The sequence below is a fragment of the Methylocystis silviterrae genome (assembly GCF_013350005.1).
GTDB classification, from domain to species: Bacteria; Pseudomonadota; Alphaproteobacteria; order Rhizobiales; family Beijerinckiaceae; genus Methylocystis; species Methylocystis silviterrae.
Window position 1 is genome coordinate 195,953 of record NZ_JABVWW010000001.1, and the last position, 19,019, is coordinate 214,971.

Below are 19,019 nucleotides of genomic sequence, written 5' to 3' on the forward strand. Positions count from 1 at the left end.
CCGCCTGGCGCGCCCAATCGACCGGATGGTCTAGCATATGGCTAACTCGCCTCCCGAGCCTTGCCCTTCCGAAGCGCGCGCCGAACATGCGCGGCTGCATGAAGAACTCGCGGCGCATGATCGGCGCTATTACCGGGAAGACGCGCCGACGATCTCGGACGCCGAATATGACGCGCTGCGTCGTCGCTACGAGGAATTGGAAAGAGCTTTCCCCGAGCTCGCCACGGCGCAGTCGCTGACGAAGACGGTCGGCGCCAAGCCCTCTGAAAAATTTGCCAAAGTGAAGCACGCCGTGCCGATGCTCTCGCTCGGCAACGTCTTCTCGGACGAAGAGGTCCTGGAATTCGTCGCGCGGGTGCGCCGCTTTCTCGGCCTGGGAGAAAGCCCGCTGCGCTTCACCTTTGAGCCGAAGATCGACGGGCTGTCCTGTTCGCTGCGCTACGAGAAAGGCCATCTCGTGCAGGCGGCGACGCGCGGCGACGGCTATGAGGGCGAAGACGTCACCGCCAATGTGCGAACGATCGACGAGATTCCGCAACGGATACGGGGCGATCATTCCGACGTTTTTGAAGTGCGCGGCGAAGTCTATATGACGCATAAGGATTTTGCTGCGCTGAACGTGCGGCAAAAGGAGTCCGGCAAGACTCTCTTCGCCAATCCCCGCAACGCCGCCGCAGGCTCTCTGCGGCAGCTCGATCCGAAGATCACTGCATCCCGTCCGCTGCATTTCTTCGCCTATGGGTGGGGCGAGACGAGCGCGCTGCCTGCGAATACGCAACTGGGCGTGCTTGAGGCGCTGCGCGGTTACGGGTTGCCGGTCAATCCGCTGACGACGCTCTGCGAGAGCGCGGAAGACATGCTGGCGCATTATCGCGCGATCGAAACGCAACGCGCGACGCTCGGCTATGACATCGACGGCGTCGTTTACAAGGTCGATGACATCGCGCTGCAGGAGCGGCTCGGATTTGTCTCGCGCGCCCCGCGCTGGGCCGTCGCGCGCAAGTTCCCGGCCGAACGCGCCACGACAATTTTGCGCGACATCGAGATTCAGGTCGGTCGCACGGGCGCGCTGACGCCGGTCGCGAGGCTCGAGCCCGTCACGGTCGGCGGCGTCGTCGTACAGAACGCGACATTGCACAATGAGGACGAGATCGCGCGCAAGGATATTCGTATCGGCGATACGGTGGTCGTGCAGCGCGCGGGCGATGTGATTCCGCAGATCGTCGAGGTGGTGACGGAGAAGCGGCCGCACGGCGCGAAGCCCTATCAATTTCCGCATGTCTGCCCGCGCTGCGGCTCGGCGGCGCTGCGCGAGATTGATGCGAAGACTGGCGAAGCGGATGTCGTGCGCCGGTGTACGGGTTCGCTCGTTTGTCCGGCGCAGGCGGTCGAACGCTTGAAACATTTCGCCTCGCGCAACGCCATGGATATTGAAGGGCTCGGCGACAAGCAGATCGAGTTTTTCTACGATGAAGGCCTGATCAAAACCGCTTCTGACATTTTTGCGCTTCCCGAGCGCGAAGCGCAGATGTCGCCGCGACTCGCGGAGCGCGAGGGCTATGGCGAAACCTCGGTGCGCAACCTCTTTGCGGCGATCGAGGCGCGCCGAAGCGTTCCGATCAATCGCTTCATCTTTGCGCTTGGCATGCGCCATGTCGGCGAAACCAATGCGCGCCGGCTGGCGCGCCATTTCGGCGACTTCGAGTCGCTGCGCGAGACGGCGCGCGACGCGGCGCCCGGCGGCGAGGCGCGGGCCCGCATCGATTCGATCGATGGCGTCGGACCCGTCGTCGCCGAAGCGCTGCACGATTTTTTCGCCGAGCCACATAATGAGCGCGAACTCGACGCGCTTCTAAAACAAGTCACGCTGGAGCCGATGCCGGCGGTGGCGTCCACGTCGCCCGTCTCCGGCAAGACCGTTGTGTTCACCGGCGCGCTCGAGCGGCTCACGCGAGACGAAGCGAAGGCGCAGGCCGAGCGTTTTGGCGCGCATGTCGCGGCGTCGGTGTCAAAAAAGACAGATCTCGTCGTCGCCGGTCCCGGTGCCGGCTCGAAGCTCAAAAAGGCGGCGGAGCTGGGGATCGAGGTGATTACCGAAGACGAGTGGTTTAAGCGGACCGGGCAGGGGTGAGGGCGTTTACCCTCTCCCAAAGGGAGAGGGTCGGTCCGAAGGACCGGGGTGAGGGGTAATCCCCTTCAGCAGGTAAACAAAATCCGTTTGAAGGGCTCGGGCGTCATTCTCGACGCTCGCGAAGCGAGCGATCAGGAATCCAGAGCAAGAACAGCTTTTCTGGATTCCCGGTCAGGCCTGCGGCCTGCCGGGAATGACGCGGCCAACGAGAACGGATCAGCCGGATTCGGTATTACCCCTCACCCGGCTGCTTCGCAGCCACCCTCTCCCCATGGGAGAGGGTAAGATTGCGCCTCACACCGCGCGTGTGCCGGGCGTCTCGTCCTTGCGATAGGCGGTGCCGAACACATAGTCCCACCAGATCGCGTGAACGCCGAAGCCTTTCTCGGCGTCGCGGAAATGATGCAGCATATGCAGGCGTTTCACTAAGCGGCCAAACTCGGATTTCGGCTGCCCGTGATGCGTCCAGTAGTGCACGCAATCATAGATCACATAGCCCGTGATGAAGCCGGCCAGCGCCGGCCAGGCGAATGTCGCGCCGAAGAGCACGCGGGCGCAGACGAGCGCGATCAGCATGATCGGCGCCGAGAGCAGCGGCGGCATGACGAGCCGCAGCGGGTCGTTGGGATAGATGTGATGTACGCCGTGGATGAGGAACTGGAAGCGCGGCCCAAGCCCGAACGGCAGCGCGAAAACGGTGTGGAAGAGATAGCGGTGGCCGAAATATTCGGTCAGCGTCCAGCCGAGATAGCCGACGACGAGGCCAAGCACGACCAGCGTCACGCTATTGAGCGTGAGCGAATAGATCAGCAGGCCGAGAATGATCGGGCAATAGACGATCACCGGCGTCAAATGATGCACGCGCGACAGCTTGTCGAGAAGAGCGCTCTCGAAGAGGCGGGGCGAAGCGTCGAGCGCTTCCGTTCTTGCGTCCTGAGACATGGGCTACTCCGCCGGCGCGACGATGGGGGCTTCGCGCCCCGCCGCCTGCGTCACATTTTCCGACCGCGTTCCCAGCGAATAGGTCGGATCGAAGATGAATGTGACGAGCAGCGCCACCCAGGAGCGATGGCAACGCAGATCGTCATAGAACTCCGGCGCCATCGCTTTCAGCTCCGGCAAACGGTTCCACGGGATCTCGTGAAAATCGTGATGCTCGTTGTGATAGCCGATGTTGAGCGCGAGCGTATTGAGCGGCCCATAATAGTCGAACGTTCCCTGGTCGGGTCCGAAGGCGAAATGCTCCTGCAGCCAGCGCGCGCTCAACGGATGCAGGCCGCCGACAGAGAACCAGAAGGAAAAGAAAAGATAGAGCAGGGCGTTCGGCCCGAAGGCCCAGAGCACGAAAAGATCGAAGACGGCGATGACGGCGGTATTGATATAGGTCCAGGTTCCCCAGATCGGCACCGTGCCCTTGAGGCGTGACAGGCGCGCAAGCTGGATCGCGGGGAAGAAGAAGAGCCACACGGCCTTGCGCCAACCGCTGTTGCCGACCCATTCGACCTCCCAGCGGCTCGGAATGTCGGCGTCATAGTCATAGGCCGACAGATGCGAATGATGCTTGATGTGATAGCAGCGAAAGCCCATCGCCGTCGGAAAGGCGTTGGGAAGATCGGCGAGGATCGCCGTCCATTTGTTGGCGAGCGGGCTCTCGAACACGCAATTGTGGATCGCGTCGTGGATGATGACGAAATTGGCGTGGTTGGCGAAGGCGCCGACGCAGATCGCCATCAAGAGCGACAGCCACCAGTAGGAGAGGCCGAGCGAACCCAAGATCGCGGCGATGACGAGCTGGCCGACAAAAATCGCCGCCGTGATCTTGAAGGTCACCGGATCTTTGCCGAAGAGTTCGCGCACTTGCGGATATTTATCGAGGATCAACTTGCGCCGTTCGACATGCGAGCGGTCGGCGCCATTGGCGGTGACGGATATGCCATTCATGACGTTGCATCCTGTAGCTGAGTTGCCGTGACGCCGTCGCGCATACGCATGGCCTCGTCGCCGCCGCCGACCGTGAGGCGCTTTTCATAGATGCGGTGAATCTTGTCGACCTTGCCGCCGAACATTTCGATCGGCCGGCGCATGTCGGCGTTGCTTTCCAACACCCAGCCCGCTTCGAGATGCGGAACGCGGATTTTCGCGTGGCGCCGCCGCATCTCTTCGACGAGCGACAGGAAGATCGCGCCGCCGGTCGCGCTTCGTTGCAGCGTCTTGCGCGTGCCAAGCAGCAACAGCCGCGCCGATTTGAACTGATGCGAGCGGAACCGCTTGAACGCGCGCGCCCAGCCGAAGGGGAACAGGCGACCGTTGAGATCGGCCAAAATCTCGTTGAGATTGGGAAGCGCGATCGCGAAGGACTGCGGAACGCCGTCAAGCTCGACGACGATGCCGAAATCCTCCGGCACGAGAAATTGCAGCGCGTCGGCGTCGGAGTCGAATTCTTCCTTGGTGAAGGGCACGAAGCCCCAATTTCCGCTCCAGCCGTCGTTGAACAACTCGGCCATCAGCGCGGTTTCGCCCTGCTTCAAGGCCTTCATGTTCAACGGCCGGAGTTTCAAGCGATCGCGCCATTCGCGCCGCGTTGAAATGCGCGCCGGCTTGTCGCTCTCGTCGCTTGAAATTTCGAAGCGGTAGGACAAGAGGTCCTGCGCCTTCTCATACCCCAGCGCCTCGAGATGGCGCGAGAGATAGGGCGGATGCCAGGGCATGAAAAACATCGGCGTCGCGTCGAAGCCATCGACAAGAAGTCCGCACTCCTTGTTGACCGAGGGCGAGAACGGTCCGTTGATCCGCTCCGCGCCCTTGGCGCGCAGCCAGTCCTCGGCGGCCTGGGTCAGCGCGCGCACGACCTCGATGTCGTCGATTGCGTCGAGCGCGCCGAATTGCGCATTGGAGGCGCCGACCGGCGTGACGCCGGGCTTATAGATTTGCGCCATGACGCGCCCGACCCATCGGCCGTCCCGGCGGGCGAGAAATTTCCGCTCTTCGACGAGCTTGTAATGCGGGTTGAGCTTATGCGCGAAGACGCTCCAGCGCTCGATGTCGAGCGGCGGCGCGAAGCCCTCCGCACCGGCATAGAGCAATCGCGGCAGCCTGCAGAAGGTCGCAAAGCGAAAAGGGCCGTCGACCGGAAGAATCTCGATCCGCGCCATGATGCTAGTCCTAGCGGCAAGTCGGCATTAACCGAAAGCGTCAAAGTGACGCGGATATGGCGAATGGCCTATCCGCCGGCCATGGCGGCGGCGACGATCTGATGGGCCTCTTCCGTCACCGGCGGCATGTCGCGCAGCGTCTGGATGACGCCGCGGATTTCTGCTTCGCTGTGGTTCGCCGAGAAAAAGAAGCGCAGCCGCGGCCCGTCCTTCGGCACGCCGATGCGCACGACCGGCGGCACGTAATAGCCGTTCTCCAGCAGATGCTGCGACGCCCACATGGTCTCGACGTCGCTCGAGAACAGGATCGGCACGACCCCGCGGCCGATCGCCGGCCCGGTCGAGAATCCCGCCTCATGCGCGACCGTGCGGAAGAGCTCGGCGTTGTCCGCGAGCTTGGCGATGCGCCAGGTCTCTTCCTGCATCAGCCGCAGGGCGGTGCGGGCGGCGGCGAGAATGACGGGCGACAGGCCGACGCTGTAGACGAAGCCCGGCAGCGTATAGCGGAACCAGTCGATGACCTGCTTCTTGCCGCAGACATAACCGCCGCAGGACGCGAGAGTCTTCGACATGGTGCCGACGATGAGGTCGATGCGCGCGGGGTCAACGCCCTGATGTTCGGCGAGGCCGCGGCCTGTCGCGCCGAGCACGCCGAGAGAATGCGCTTCGTCGACGAGCAGCCAGATCTTGTATTTTTCCTTGATGGCGAGGAGCCGCGGCAGGTCGGCGGTGTCGCCGTCCATGCTGTAGACGCCCTCCACCACAATCAGGACGTTGCGGTATTCCTCGCGGTGGCGCGCGAGCAGATGTTCGAGATGATCCAAGTCGTTGTGGCGGAATTTGACGACCTGCGCCGGCGCGCCGTCGGCGCCGGCGACGATGCTGTTATGCGCGAGTTCGTCGATGAAGATCGCGTCGCGCTTGCCGCTCATCAGCCAGGCGATCGTCGTCACATTGGAAAGATAGCCGGAGACGAGCGTCAGCGCGCTTTCCATGCCAAGGAATTCGGCGATCTCCGCCTCGAACGGCTTGTGCGTGGTGCGTTCGCCGCCGACGAGCCGCGAGGCCAGCGCGCCGATGCCGAGGCCGTCGATCTCGCGCTTTGCTTCCTCGCGAATCCGCGGGTGATTCGCGAGGCCGAGATAATCGTAATTGGCGAAGCTGACGAAATGCTTGCCCTGCGCCTCGAACTCGGCGCGCAGCCTGTCGATCTGGGCGAAGAACGGATCGCTGAACTCCAGCAAGGCGTTGCCAGCAAAACGGAATCGCCTTGCCGCGTAATCCTCTAAGCTCTTATGCTTCGTCACTTACTGGGCAATCCCTGAATAACGGGCGCGCCGCGCGCTATTGGCGAGAACTTGGGCCGCTGAGCGTCCAAGAAAGGGTCTGCGCTGCTTAGCATTCCCGTCCCGTCTGCGCCAGCGGCGCGGCTGGGGGCAGGGCGGGGCGCTTGAGGCGCGCGCGGAAGCGGCCCTCGCCAAAGACGCTATCTGTCCGCCCCGTCTGGCGGAGTCGATCGCAAAGCTCTATGCGGAGCGCATGTCGACCGATGTCCTCCAGCCCGTTCAGCCGCCCGTCGATGGCGCTTTACGTCTTTGCGTCGACAATCTCGGCGTTTTGCGCGGGGGCAGGCGCGTCCTTGATCGCGTGAGCTTTTCGCTTTCCGCCGGCCGGGCGCTGATCGTGACGGGTCCCAACGGCGCCGGAAAATCGACGCTGCTGCGGGCCTTGGCGGGACTCCTGCCGCGCGCGGGAGGCTCGATCGCTCTCGAAGGCGGGCCGCCCGACGTCGAACTGCCGCAGCAGGCGCATTATCTTGCGCATAACGACGGTTTGAAGTCGGCGCTGACGATCGAGGAGAACCTCGATTTCTGGTCGCGCTATCTCGCTCAAGAGCCGGACGCGCGCAGCCATACAATCGACGCCGCCCTCGCGATCGTCGGCCTTGGCCATGTGGCTGGCGCGCCATTCGGCGTGCTCTCCGCCGGCCAGAAGCGGCGCGCGGCGCTGGCGCGTCTTCTCGTCGCCTTTCGGCCGCTCTGGCTCCTCGACGAGCCGTTGACCGCGCTCGACCGCGCCTCACGCGAAAAATTCGCGCTCGCCATGAAGGATCATTGCGCCCACGGCGGATTGATCGTCGCCGCGACGCATGAGCCGCTGGGGCTCGATGAAGCGTCATCGCTTGCCTTGGGCGGCGCCTCGTGAGTTCTCCGCTCGCCGCGCTTTTCCTGCGCGAATGGCGCGTGGCCCGCCGCATCGGCGGTTCCGGCGCGATGGGCGTCGTGTTCTTCCTGACGCTCGTCGCGATCGTTCCCTTTGCCGTCGGGCCCGACCCCAATCTCCTCGCCCGCATCGGACCGGCGATCCTGTGGATCGCGGCGCTGCTGGCGACGCTGCTCTGTCTCGATCGCCTGTTTCAGGCCGACGCCGAGGATGGCTCCCTCGATCTCTTCCATCTTTCCGAGACCCCGCTCGAATTGGCGGTGCTCGTCAAATGCGCGGCGCATTGGGCGGCGACCGGCCTGCCGCTCGTTATCGCCGCGCCGTTTCTGGGGCTGATGCTGCAGCAGGAGGCCATGGCGCTTCTCGGCGTCGTCGCGACGCTGCTTGTCGGCACGCCGGCGCTCACGCTGATCGGCGCCATTGGCGCGGCGGCGACCGTGACCGTGCGGCGGGGCGGCCTGCTGATGGCGCTGCTCGTTCTGCCGCTAACAATCCCGGTGCTGATCTTCGGCGTCTCGGCGGCGGAGGCCGCAAGCGGCGGAACCGTGCCCTTCTACGCGCCCTTCGCGATTCTCTGCGCGATCACGCTCGCCGCTCTCGCGCTTTGCCCCTTCGCGGCCGCCGCGGCGCTGCGCTATCTCGGCGAATAAAGCTCAATCGATGCACACGCGCCCGCTGTTCGAACGGCCGGTCAGGCTGTGCGTATGATTGCCGCTGCCGCTCGTGACATGAACGAAGTTCTTCATCTGCCCGCGTCGTCCAAACACGCAGCGCTTGGCGTTGCCGATCTTAAACGCCCCCGGCGTCGTGCAGAAAGCCGAGTCGCCGCGCCACTCCCTGCCGCCGCCGTGCGCATAGAAGAAGTAATTATGCGGATCGGACGTCTCGCTGCGCAGGACGACTCTTTCGCAGCCGCCGCAGGCGCGAAGCTTCCACCATCCCTCCGACATGAATCCGCCGCTTGGGCTCACCCAGGCCGCCGCGACAGTGACTTGATCGGGCGTTCTGTTGCAGACCGTAAAATCCGCCTTCGCGGGCGGCGCAAAAGCGCAGGATGCGACGACAAGCGCGATCGAAAGACGAAAAGCATTCATCTCATCTCTCCAAAAAATGAGCTTTGAAATTGCGATAGAGCCAATAGCGCTTGCTCAAGCAATTGACGCGAGCGCCGGCGCTCGACCGTCAGCTTGCGCGCGCCGGGAAGGCGGCGAGCGTGAAGGCGATCGCGAGCGCGAGGAGCAGCGCCAGATGCAGGACGCGATTGCGCAATCTGGACATTTTTCTCTTCCTTCAAAAATGACGCGCCGAGCGAAACAGGTCACGCGCGGAGAACATTCATTTAAGATCGAAATAGCGTCCGGCGCCTCGTCCGGTTAGCTGAGAGAGGCACAAGAACGATCAGCGTCGCAGCGCAGCCGAGAGCTGGGCGCCCCGCATGTCGCCGCGCCCAAATCTCTACGAGCCTTTGGCTTTGCGGGCCCGCTACGCCTGGGTCAATCGCCATGAGCCGCTCGTTATCGGCGCGACTTTTAGCAGCGTATAAGGCCGGTTCTCACTTTTCGGCCCATAGAGGCGCACGCTTCTCCAGAAACGCCGCGACGCCCTCCTTGGCGTCTTCCGCCAGCATGTTCTCGACCATCACCGCGCTCGCCAGCTCATAGGCGTCCGAAAGCGGCTTTTCGCTCTGAGCATAGAAGGCCCTCTTGCCGAAGCGGATCGCCTGCGGGGATTTTTCGGCGATGAGTCGCGCCAGCGCCAGCGTGCCGATCCGCGCGCCATCGGCTGACATGCGGTTGACGAGGCCGATGCGCAGCGCCTCCTCGGCGCTGATGGGAACGCCCGTGAGCAGCATCTCCATCGCCTGCTTTGGCGCCACATTGCGCGAGAGCGCCACGGCCGGCGTCGAGCAGAAAAGGCCGATGTTAACGCCCGGCGTGCAGAAGCGCGCGCGTGGACCCGCAACGGCGAGATCGCAACTCGCGACGAGCTGGCAGCCGGCGGCCGTGGCCATCTCATCGACAGCCGCGACGACCGGCTGAGGCAGCGTCACGATTTTCTGCATCAGCGCCGAGCAGGCCCGCATCGTCTTATCGAAGAAGGCGCGGCCTCGGTCGGGATCATTGCGATGCGCCGTCAGCTCCTTGAGGTCATGCCCGGCGCAGAAGGCGGGGCCTTCCGCCTGCAGCACGACGACGCGAACGTCGTCGTGGGTCGCAAGCGCGTCGAGACGGCCGGAGAGGGCGTCGATCATCGCGAGAGATAAGGCGTTACGCGAGGCGGGGCTGTTCAGCGTAAGCACCGCGACGTCAGCCGTGGTCTCCAGCGTCACGCGCGCGGTTGTTTCGGCGTCCAGGGTCATCGCTTCGAGCATATAAGTCCGGCGGCGGGAAACCAAAGGTATCCGGCCGCCGCGCTCAGGGGAATCGGGTGAATGATTGTTTTTCTCGCCCTCATGCTGAGGAGGCTCCGCAAGTCGGGTTTACCAGACTTGCGAATTTAATGTCGATCTCGGGCAGGCCCGAGATCGAAGGAGCTGTCTCGAAGCACGAGGGTGAGGAAAAATGCGCGAAAACGGGCTTCCTGGTCCTTCGAGACGCGTGCTGCGCACGCTCCTCAGGATGAGGAAGACCTTGAACCGATCGCCCTGCCGCCGTGCGCGATTTAGTAGAGGCCGCCGGTGCCGCTGCCGACCTGCTGATCCACGTCATGCGGCGTATCGAGCTGACGCGGGCCGCCGCCGCCGGAGTAGGAGTCGGGCGGCGCCGTCCCCGGCTTGAAGGCTTCGAGAATCGTGCCTGCTCCCGACGAACGCAGCCCGGAATGCGCGTCGACGGAAATGAGCTTGATCCCCGGCGGCACGCGGAACGGCGTATCGGGCTTGTCCTTCAGAGCCACGGTCATGAAGTCGCGGAAGATCGGCGCGGCGAACTGCGCGGCCTGGGCGTGGCTGCCGAGCGAGCGCGGCCGATCGTAGCCGATGAAGACGCCGACCGCGAGATCGGGCGAAAAGCCGATGAACCAGAGATCTTTCGCGTCGTTCGTCGTGCCGGTCTTGCCGGCAAGGTGCTTGCCGACCGATCTGATCGAGACGCCGGTGCCGCGCTGGATCACGCCTTCCATGATCGAGGTGATCTGATAGGCGGTCAGCGGATCGAGCACCTGCTCGCGTTTGTCGATGAGTTTCGGTTCGAGCTGGTTCTCCCACTTGGCGGAGTCGCAGCCGATGCATTGACGTTCGTCATGTCGGTAGAGCGTCTTGCCCCAGCGATCCTGAATGCGGTCGATCAGCGTGGGCTTGATGCGCTTGCCGCCATTGGCCAGCATTGAATAGCCGGTGACCATGCGGAGCAGCGTCGTTTCGCCGGCGCCGAGCGCCATGGAGAGATAGGGCGTCATCTCGTCGTAGACGCCGAAGCGCTTGGCGTATTCGGCGATGAGCGGCATGCCGACGTCTTTCGCCAGACGCACCGTCATCATGTTCTTAGAATGCTCGATTCCATAGCGTAGCGGATGGGCGCCGGTGCCGTGGCCGCCTTCGAAATTCTCCGGCGTCCAATAGGTGCCGTCCGCCTGCTGGATGGAAATCGGCTCGTCGAGGATGGACGACGACGGCGTATAGCCATTGTCGAGCGCCGTCGCATAGACGAAGGGCTTGAACGAGGAGCCGGGCTGGCGCAACGCCTGAGTCGCGCGATTGAATGACGACTGGTCGAAGGAAAAGCCGCCGACCATGGAGAAGACGCGGCCCGTATGCGGGTCCATGGTCACCATCGCGCCGGAGATGTCGGGGATCTGGCGCAGACGATATTGGCCGGCGCGTCCCGCGAGCGGCTCGACGTAGATCACGTCGCCCGTCGTCAAAGCGGTTCGCGGCGTGCGGCCGCTCCAGCGCATGCCTTCGGCCGGTAGAAGGCCGGTCTCGCGTTCGCGCGCCACTTCGCCGGATTTCTCGCGTCCCGGCTGAAGACCGATGCGCGCGGCGTCGCCGGTCACATCGAGCACGACGGCGAGGCGCCACGGCTTGACGTCGCCAAGCGCCGGAATAGCGGAGAGCGTCACGCCCCAGTCGGAGGAGATATCGATGTGGTTCATCGCGCCGCGGAAGCCATGCGCCTCGTCGAAGCGAACGAGGCCGTCGGCCAGCGCCTTTCGCGTCCAGGCCTGCATCTTCGGGTCGAGCGTCGTGCGAACCGAAAGGCCGCCCTCGTAGAGCTTCTTCTCGCTTTGTTGCTCCAGCAGCTGACGCCGCACTTCCTCGGCGAAATAGCCGGCGACATAGGTGTTGGGCGAGAGAACGCGAGGATTGACGCCGAGCGGCTCCGCCTTCGCCTTCGCGCCTTCGTCCGCGGTGACATAGTCATCGGCGATCAGTCGATCGATCACGTAGTTGCGGCGTTCGATGGCGCGCTCGCGGTTCTGGAACGGATTGTAATTGCTCGGCGCCTTTGGAAGCGCCGCCAGATAGGCCGCTTCTGCGAGCGTGAGTTCATTGACCGATTTGTTGAAATAATTGAGCGCGGCGGCGGCGACCCCGTAGTTTCCAAGGCCGAGATAGATCTCGTTGAGATAAAGCTCGAGAATCTTGTCCTTGGGATAGGCGGCTTCGATGCGGAAGGCGACGAGCGCTTCGCGAATCTTGCGTTCGATCGAGCGCTCGTTGCCGACGAGGAAGTTTTTGGCGACCTGCTGCGTGATGGTCGAGGCGCCTTGCACATGGCGGCCGCCCTGGGCGAGCACCGTCACGGCGCGCATCACGCCTTCCGGGTCGACGCCGACGTGGTTGTAGAAGTTCTTGTCCTCGGCGGAGATGAACGCCTGCTTCACCAGTTGCGGAATGGCGGAGCTCGGCAGGAACAGGCGGCGTTCATGCGAATATTCGGCGAGGATCGAGCCGTCGCCGGCGTGCAACCGCGTCGTCACTGGCGGCTCGTAGTCGTGCAGCTGGGCCGTGTCGGGCAGATCCTTGGAAAAATAATAGATCAGCCCGGACCCGGCGATCGCTCCGATGAGGAAGACGATCGTCGCGGTCGCGAAGACGAAGCCCAAAAACCTTGCGAGCATTCGCATGAAATATCACCCTTAGAGCGGCCGGCGGCTGGCGTCGGCTATTGTTTCTAATGCCAAAGTCCGTTGCGCGACGGCGGTCGCCTGAGCCTGGCCGGCGCGCGAGGGCGTCGTTCAGCTCAGATATAGTGAGCGATCGCACGTTCTGGGGTCATTTTCTTTAACAACGCCCGTTTTGGATCATTCCACCGTTCGGCGAATTCCCGGCGCCGGTTCCCGGCGCGTTTGACGGCGATCGTCGCCGGTCACGAATTGCCGCGACGCGAGAAGCGCCTATCCGCAAGTATGTGACGCCGCGTCTGCGTTTCTCGTGCTTCGGCGGCTGCGACGCGCGGGCGATCGTGCGTCGCGACTGTCTTCATGTGCCGTGATTTTGTGTTTTATTGTGGGCGCGCCGCGCCCGAGGGCGCTTCGGCGGGGGCCCGCGCTTCACGGCTCCGTGCACTGATAAAGGCGTCAACAGCTTCGGCGGTTTTCTGCGCGGCGCGCTCGCGCCAGTCCTGGGACGTCAGCCGGGATAGATCCTTCTCGCTCGAGAGATACCCGAGTTCGAGCAGCACGGAGGGAACGTCGAAGGCTTTGAGCACAACGAAACCGGCCGAGCGGCTCGGATTTTTATTCAGCGCCCCGACTTCCCTCCAAAATGAGATCAGCGAATGCGAAAACTGGCGACTGTAGGCGCGGGTCTCGCGCCGCGTGAGTTCGAACAATATGTCGCCGACCTCTTCGGCGTCCGCCTTGCTTTCAAGGCCGGCGGCCTGATCCGCGAGATTTTCCTTCTCCGCCATCCGCGCCGCTTCGGCGTCCGAGGCGCGCTCGGAGACGGTATACACGGTCGCGCCCTCGACGCGGGACGCGGCGAGCGTGTCGGCATGAATTGAGACAAACAGGGAAGCATTGTTTTCGCGAGCGATTCGCACCCGCTCGGCAAGCGGGAGAAACATGTCGTGGTCGCGGGTCAAAAGCACGCGGGCGCGGCCGGTTTCCTGGATTTTGTCCCGCAGCGCGCGCGCGAACTCGAGCACGACGTCCTTTTCCATTTCGCCGTGCTTGGAGGTCGCGCCCATATCGACGCCGCCATGGCCCGGATCGATGACCACCATGGGCTTGTCCGTTGGCGCTTTGGCGGCCGTCGCTGGCAGTTTCGGCGGCTCTGCGGGCTGCAGGCGCGCCTGTTCGGCGACAGTCGCGGCGAAATGCCCGGCGCTGGTCGGGGCGAGCTCGATGACGAGCCGCGGTCCCCCCGCCGCCGCCTCACTGTCCGCCTTGAGAATTTTGGCGGGCGCCGCGAGATCAATCACGACGCGCGAGCGTCCCGGCGCGAAGATGCCATAACGGTATGATTTTATGAGCTTGTCGCCTGGAGACAGGCCGGCGTTCGCCTCCATGCGGAAGAGCACTTCGGGCAAATCGACGATGATGCGCGGCGGGTTCGCCACAGAATGCGCGGTCACCGGCGGCAGGCCGGTGAGATCGAAGAGGAGGCGGGAACGATCGGGGAGCGCCTCAATGCGGGCGGTCAGCGCAGAGATTTCCTTCTGCGGATCCTCGGCCGCGGCGGGCCGCGCGAACCCGCCCAGAGTCGCGAGGAGCGCAGCCGCCATGGCGATGAACGGTGGCGGCGTCCCTGCGCGCAAAGCTGTCCTCCTCATGTTCGTCTCTAGATTCGCGCGGCGCTTCGATCCGGCAATCGTCGATTTTGGAGGAGCGCCGTTAACGTATCGTTAGCTTATCTGAAAGCCGTCAGCTCCGGGATCTTTCTCCACGAATTTTTCGGTGAATAGCCGAGCCGGCGCTTGCGCCGGCCTACGTCGACCGATATGTAAGGAGACAGCTGCGAATTCTGCGGCGCGATATTCTCCGCGATATGCGGCCGTCAAGTCGAGCCAACAGAATTTCGGACAGTTGCTTTCCGTTACGCCGCCCCGTGCAGGTCGTGACGTTTGGTCGCCGCCACGTGGCGGCGCGAAAGGTTTTTTGACGATCTCATGGCCAGGACCGTGATAGGCGCGAGAGCAGGCGATTCCTCCGTGTGGCATGTCCTCGCGGCAGGGCGCAGCTTCGCTAAAAACATGGGCTCTTGGCTCGTTCGTCATCTCATGGGGACGAGGCGCGATGCGCTTTGTCCCGCCGGCTCGCAAGCCGGCAAGCGTATCGCAGGCCTCAGGCCTGTCTCCCTAATCCTCACAAGAAGCGTTCGCGCCGTCAGGATGCGCCAAAGAGCGGTCGCCGAGTCCATTCCAGGACTCAGGCTTGCCCCGTCGGCGTTATTGCGCGCCACGCCGCAGAAGAGTCCCCCATGGCTAACAAGATGCTCATCGACGCCTCCCACCCGGAGGAGACCCGCGTAGTCGTTCTACGTGGAAACCGCGTTCAGGAATTCGATTTCGAGGCTGCCGACAAAAAACCGCTACGCGGCAACATTTATCTCGCGAAGGTCACGCGGGTTGAGCCGTCCCTTCAGGCCGCCTTCGTCGACTATGGCGGAAACCGTCACGGCTTTCTGGCCTTCGCGGAAATTCACCCTGACTACTATCAAATCCCCGTCGCCGATCGACAGGCGCTGCTCGACGAGGAGAGTCGCGCACATCAGCAGGCCGACGAGGAAGAGCGCGTTCCGCACGGTCGCGGGCGCCGTTCGCGCCGCCGCCAACACGAGGGCGCCGAGAAGCGCGCGAGCGCCGATGAGGCTGTGACGAGCGAACTCATCGAGGATTTGGGCGCTTCGCCCGTCGTCATTGAGGATCAGGCCGAAACAGGCTTCGCCGAATCGGCTGAGGAACGGTCTGAATCCGCGCCGGAATTCGCGCCCCAGGCTGGGGCGCAAGAACGTCTTGAAGCTCCGCCAGCGGCCGTCGAGACCGAAGCGCGTGGTCGAGACGTCGGGGCGCAGGAGCCTGACGCAGGGAAGCCTGACTCCGCCGAGGGTCGGTCAGAGCGCACGGACATCGAGGCCGAGGCGGGCGATCAGGCGATCGCTGCGGCGCAGCATGAGCAGATTTCCATCGATCCCGCCGGCTTCGGTTCGGTCGAAACCGGCGAGGCGGAGGAGTTTGCCCTCCAGGGGCCAGAGCCTGACCACGAACTGAAAGCGCGCCGACAGGACGAGCGTGACGAGGCGCGTGAACGCGCCCGCGAAGATTCGGAAGACGAAACGGCTGAGGTCAACGCCCGCGTCGACGCCCCGGTTGAGGAGCACGACGAGGAAGAGCATGACGACGAGGACGATCACGTCGAGCACATCGGCGGGGACGCGATGGACGAAGCGCCCTATCGCGCGCCGCGCGCCCGTCGCCAGTACAAGATTCAAGAGGTCATCAAGCGCCGCCAGGTGCTGCTCGTTCAGGTCGTCAAGGAAGAGCGCGGCAACAAGGGCGCCGCGCTCACGACCTATCTTTCGCTTGCCGGCCGTTATTCCGTGCTCATGCCCAATACCGCGCGGGGCGGGGGCATTTCGCGCAAGATCACGGACGGCGCGGACCGCAAGCGGTTGAAAGAGATCGTGCATGATCTCGAGGTGCCGGAGGGGATGGGCGTCATCCTTCGAACGGCCGGCGCGACGCGGACCAAGCAGGAGGTCAAGCGCGATTTCGAATATCTGCTGCGGCTGTGGGAGAGCGTGCGCGAATTGACGCTGCGCTCCGCGGCGCCGACCCTCGTCTATGAGGAAGGCTCACTCATCAAGCGCGCCATTCGCGATCTTTATGGGCGCGACGTCGAGGAAGTCGTCGTTTCGGGCGAAGACGCCTATCGCGAGGCCAAAGACTTCATGCGCATGCTGATGCCGAGCCACGCGAAAAACGTGCGCCTGCATCGCGAGCCCTTTCCGATCTTCGCCGAAAGCGGCGTCGAGGCCCAACTCGACGCGATGTTCTCCAACCATGTCACGCTGAAATCCGGCGGCTATCTGGTCATCAACCAGACCGAGGCGCTGGTCGCGATCGACGTGAACTCGGGACGTTCGACGCGCGAGCACAATATCGAGGACACGGCGCTTCGCACCAATCTCGAAGCCGCGGACGAAGTCGCGCGGCAATTGCGACTGCGCGATCTCGCCGGGCTGATCGTCGTCGACTTCATCGACATGGAGGAGAGCCGCAACAATCGCGCTGTTGAGCGACGCCTCAAGGACGCGTTGAAAAACGACCGCGCCCGCATTCAGGTCGGCCGCATCTCGCATTTCGGCTTGCTCGAAATGTCGCGTCAGCGCATCCGCGCCGGCGTCGTCGAGGGCTCGACGGTGCCATGTCCGCACTGCATCGGCGCCGGTCACGTGCGCTCCACCGCCTCCGTTGCGTTGCATGTGCTGCGCGTGCTGGAAGAGGCGCTGGTCAAGAGCGCCGCGCATGACGTCACGCTGCGCACCCGCGCGGTGGTGGCGCTCTACATTCTCAACCAGAAGCGCGCCCATCTGCAGGAGCTGGAGCGCCGCTTCGGCGTCCATATCACGGTCGCCGCCGACGATACGCTGACGGGCGCGACCTATCATGCGCTTGAGCGCGGAGAACTTGCGACCGGGCCGCGCGTTTCGCAGCGCGACGCGCCTTTGCGCGTCGATTCGGTGCTCGCCGAACCTCTTGTTGAGGAAGAGGCGCCGGAAGTCTTGATCGCTGGCGAAATTGTCGAGGCGGAAGAGGAAGCCGTCGAGTCGAACGGCGATCAGCGTGACGAGAACGGCGAACGATCGCGCTTGGGCGCGGATGAAGACGCGTCACGCGGCCGTCGTCGTCGTCGTCGCCGAGGCCGTGGCGGCGGCGCACAGGGCGGCGAACTCCTGGCGCCTGGCGCCGAGCAGCCGTCCGATGAAGGCCTTGCGCTCATGGCGGCGATTGAGGGCGCGCCGGCGCCCGCCGAGGATCGGCCTGACCGCCGCGTCGGCCGACGCGGCGGCAATCGTAGTCCAGATCGCGGTCCTGGCCGTTGGCGGCGATCCGCTCCCTTGCCAGAGGAATTCAAAGACCCTTCCGCGGTCTTTGCGCTCGACGAGGGTGGCGAGGAGACTCGCGCCCTGATCTCCCCGCGTGAGGCGCAGACGCCGGAGTTTCCGGCGCCGTCGCCGGCAAACGGCGCCGAGATTGCGCCGCCCTCCCAAGAGCGCGCAAGCGAGCCTGTCGCGCAGATCGCTCCATCTCAGGCGGCGCCGACGCCGATGCCGACGCCCGAGCCCGCTCCCCGGCCGGCCGCCCCGCGCGAGCCCACGGAAGTGGTCATTACGCAAGCGGATCCCGACCGCCCGAAGAAGGGCGGCTGGTGGCAGCGCGTGCGCACGCCTTTCGGCAGCTAGGGTCGTCGCAGCCAGCCTTCTAGGCGGGCGACGCCCTCGCGCACATCCGCTTCCGGCCCGGCGTAAGAGAGCCGCAGCGTTTTTGCGCCGCGGCGCGGATCAAAATCGAGGCCTGGCGTCGTCGCGACGCCGGCTTCTTGCAACATCCGCCGACAGAACCCGATCGAATCGTCGGTGAAACGCGAGATGTCGGCGTAGATGTAAAAAGCGCCGTCGGGCGGCGCGAAATTGTCCAATCCCAATTTGGGAAGGCGGTCCAGTAGAAGCGCCCGGTTTCGCGCATAGGCGGCGCGGTTCGCCTCCAATTCGTCGCCAGCGTCGAAAGCGGCGAGGGCGGCGCGCTGCGACAAGGTCGGGGCGCAGATCGCCAGCGACTGCTGCAAGCGCTCGAGCGGACGCATCAATTCGGCCGGCGCGACGAGCCAGCCGAGCCGCCATCCGGTCATCGCGTAATATTTCGAGAAGGAATTGATGACCAGGGCGCGTTGCGAGAAACGCAGCGCGGTCTCCGCGCACATCTCATATTCGAGTCCGTGATAGATCTCGTCGGAGACGAGAACGATTTCGGCTTCGTCGCAGAAGGCGCAGATCCGCGCCAACTCATCGCGCGCAATCATCGCGCCGGTCGGATTGGCCGGGCTCATGAAGAGCGCGCCGTGAAGCTTGCCGCCTCGATGGGCCGATTCGAGCATCGCCGCAGTGGGCGCAAAGCGCGTCTCGTGGCCGATTTCGAGCAGGACTGGCTCCAAGCCGAGCGCGGAAAGGATGTTCGCATAGGCCGGATAGCCAGGCGCGGTGACGGCGATCCTTGCTCCCGGATCGAACGCGGCGAGAAAGGCGAGCAGAAAGCCGCCGGATGAGCCTGTCGTGGCGATGACGCGGTCGGGCGTGACGTCGACGCCATAGCGCTCGCCATAGTGACGCGCGATGCGGGCGCGCAGCGACGCGTCGCCAAGCGCTTCGCCATAGCCGATCGAGCCCTGGCGCAATGACTCCGTGGCGGCCTCGCGCACGTGGCGCGGCGCGGCGACCCCGGGTTCGCCAAGCTCCAAATGGATGATGCTGCGGCCGGCGCGCTCCAAGGCTTTCGCGTCGCGCAGCACGTCCATCGCCATGAAGGGCGCGATTTGGGAGCGACGGGATGGGGGTAGGGGTGCGTTCATAC

At 64.2% G+C, this 19,019-nt stretch carries 13 protein-coding genes; 4 read left to right on the forward strand and 9 right to left on the reverse strand.

The genetic code is table 11. From position 1 onward, the window contains the following. Positions 1 to 37: 37 nt before the first annotated feature. On the forward strand, positions 38 to 2,131 hold the full coding sequence (ligA, locus tag HUN39_RS00925; RefSeq protein ID WP_175092645.1) for an NAD-dependent DNA ligase LigA: 2,094 nt from the start codon (positions 38 to 40) through the stop codon (positions 2,129 to 2,131). A gap of 294 nt (positions 2,132 to 2,425) precedes the next feature. On the opposite strand, the gene HUN39_RS00930 is transcribed toward ligA, so the two are convergent. The 4 genes from HUN39_RS00930 to HUN39_RS00945 form a co-directional block, all read right to left on the reverse strand. Next, positions 2,426 to 3,073 carry a sterol desaturase family protein gene (locus HUN39_RS00930; protein ID WP_175092646.1) on the reverse strand — a complete coding sequence of 216 codons (648 nt, stop codon included), beginning with the start codon at positions 3,071 to 3,073 and terminating at the stop codon, positions 2,426 to 2,428. Positions 3,074 to 3,076: 3 nt separating this feature from the next. Next, positions 3,077 to 4,072 carry a fatty acid desaturase gene (locus HUN39_RS00935; protein ID WP_175092647.1) on the reverse strand — a complete coding sequence of 332 codons (996 nt, stop codon included), beginning with the start codon at positions 4,070 to 4,072 and terminating at the stop codon, positions 3,077 to 3,079. Further along, positions 4,069 to 5,283, reverse strand: a complete 1,215-nt coding sequence (locus HUN39_RS00940; RefSeq protein ID WP_175092648.1) for a GNAT family N-acetyltransferase — start codon at positions 5,281 to 5,283, stop codon at positions 4,069 to 4,071. The genes HUN39_RS00935 and HUN39_RS00940 overlap by 4 nt, the downstream gene beginning before the upstream one ends. A gap of 68 nt (positions 5,284 to 5,351) precedes the next feature. Continuing rightward, the gene (locus HUN39_RS00945; RefSeq protein WP_175092649.1) at positions 5,352 to 6,590 is read right to left on the reverse strand and encodes an aminotransferase class I/II-fold pyridoxal phosphate-dependent enzyme; all 1,239 of its coding nucleotides are present in this window, start codon (positions 6,588 to 6,590) and stop codon (positions 5,352 to 5,354) included. Between the two features lie 232 nt (positions 6,591 to 6,822). Between HUN39_RS00945 and ccmA the strand changes: the two genes are divergently transcribed. Both ccmA and ccmB read left to right on the forward strand, forming a co-directional pair. Then, positions 6,823 to 7,488, forward strand: a complete 666-nt coding sequence (ccmA, locus tag HUN39_RS00950) for a heme ABC exporter ATP-binding protein CcmA (protein ID WP_175092650.1) — start codon at positions 6,823 to 6,825, stop codon at positions 7,486 to 7,488. Beyond that, positions 7,485 to 8,156, forward strand: coding sequence for a heme exporter protein CcmB (gene ccmB, locus HUN39_RS00955; protein ID WP_175092651.1), 672 nt, complete (start codon positions 7,485 to 7,487; stop codon positions 8,154 to 8,156). Before ccmA ends, ccmB begins: the two co-directional genes overlap by 4 nt. Positions 8,157 to 8,159: 3 nt before the next feature. Here ccmB and HUN39_RS00960 read toward each other — a convergent pair whose 3' ends face one another. The 4 genes from HUN39_RS00960 to HUN39_RS00975 all read right to left on the reverse strand — a co-directional run bounded on the left by HUN39_RS00960 (position 8,160) and on the right by HUN39_RS00975 (position 14,207). Next, entirely contained in the window at positions 8,160 to 8,600 is a 441-nt protein-coding gene (locus HUN39_RS00960) for a DUF1036 domain-containing protein (RefSeq protein ID WP_175092652.1), read from the reverse strand. Between the two features lie 458 nt (positions 8,601 to 9,058). Then, entirely contained in the window at positions 9,059 to 9,877 is an 819-nt protein-coding gene (locus HUN39_RS00965; RefSeq protein WP_408631383.1) for an enoyl-CoA hydratase, read from the reverse strand. 290 nt (positions 9,878 to 10,167) lie between these two features. Further along, entirely contained in the window at positions 10,168 to 12,573 is a 2,406-nt protein-coding gene (locus HUN39_RS00970; RefSeq protein ID WP_175092653.1) for a penicillin-binding protein 1A, read from the reverse strand. Positions 12,574 to 12,950: 377 nt separating this feature from the next. Then, complete coding sequence (locus tag HUN39_RS00975) at positions 12,951 to 14,207, reverse strand: N-acetylmuramoyl-L-alanine amidase (protein ID WP_232365831.1); 1,257 nt, start codon at positions 14,205 to 14,207, stop codon at positions 12,951 to 12,953. 662 nt (positions 14,208 to 14,869) lie between these two features. On the opposite strand from HUN39_RS00975, the gene HUN39_RS00980 reads away from it, so the two are divergent. Then, positions 14,870 to 17,854, forward strand: a complete 2,985-nt coding sequence (locus HUN39_RS00980; protein WP_175092654.1) for an Rne/Rng family ribonuclease — start codon at positions 14,870 to 14,872, stop codon at positions 17,852 to 17,854. On the opposite strand, the gene HUN39_RS00985 is transcribed toward HUN39_RS00980, so the two are convergent. After that, the gene (locus HUN39_RS00985; RefSeq protein ID WP_175092655.1) at positions 17,851 to 19,017 is read right to left on the reverse strand and encodes a pyridoxal phosphate-dependent aminotransferase; all 1,167 of its coding nucleotides are present in this window, start codon (positions 19,015 to 19,017) and stop codon (positions 17,851 to 17,853) included. The two genes, HUN39_RS00980 and HUN39_RS00985, sit on opposite strands and share 4 nt — an antisense overlap. Positions 19,018 to 19,019 lie beyond the last annotated feature (2 nt).

Bases quoted from the DNA above. Each gene is read 5' to 3' on its own strand.
- ligA (WP_175092645.1), top strand. From the start codon at position 38: ATGGCTAACTCGCCTCCCGAGCCTTGCCCTTCCGAAGCGCGCGCCGAA.
- HUN39_RS00930 (WP_175092646.1), bottom strand. From the start codon at position 3,073: ATGTCTCAGGACGCAAGAACGGAAGCGCTCGACGCTTCGCCCCGCCTC.
- HUN39_RS00935 (WP_175092647.1), bottom strand. From the start codon at position 4,072: ATGAATGGCATATCCGTCACCGCCAATGGCGCCGACCGCTCGCATGTC.
- HUN39_RS00940 (WP_175092648.1), bottom strand. From the start codon at position 5,283: ATGGCGCGGATCGAGATTCTTCCGGTCGACGGCCCTTTTCGCTTTGCG.
- ccmA (WP_175092650.1), top strand. From the start codon at position 6,823: ATGTCGACCGATGTCCTCCAGCCCGTTCAGCCGCCCGTCGATGGCGCT.
- HUN39_RS00960 (WP_175092652.1), bottom strand. From the start codon at position 8,600: ATGAATGCTTTTCGTCTTTCGATCGCGCTTGTCGTCGCATCCTGCGCT.
- HUN39_RS00965 (WP_408631383.1), bottom strand. From the start codon at position 9,877: ATGCTCGAAGCGATGACCCTGGACGCCGAAACAACCGCGCGCGTGACG.
- HUN39_RS00970 (WP_175092653.1), bottom strand. From the start codon at position 12,573: ATGCGAATGCTCGCAAGGTTTTTGGGCTTCGTCTTCGCGACCGCGACG.
- HUN39_RS00980 (WP_175092654.1), top strand. From the start codon at position 14,870: ATGGCTAACAAGATGCTCATCGACGCCTCCCACCCGGAGGAGACCCGC.
- HUN39_RS00985 (WP_175092655.1), bottom strand. From the start codon at position 19,017: ATGAACGCACCCCTACCCCCATCCCGTCGCTCCCAAATCGCGCCCTTC.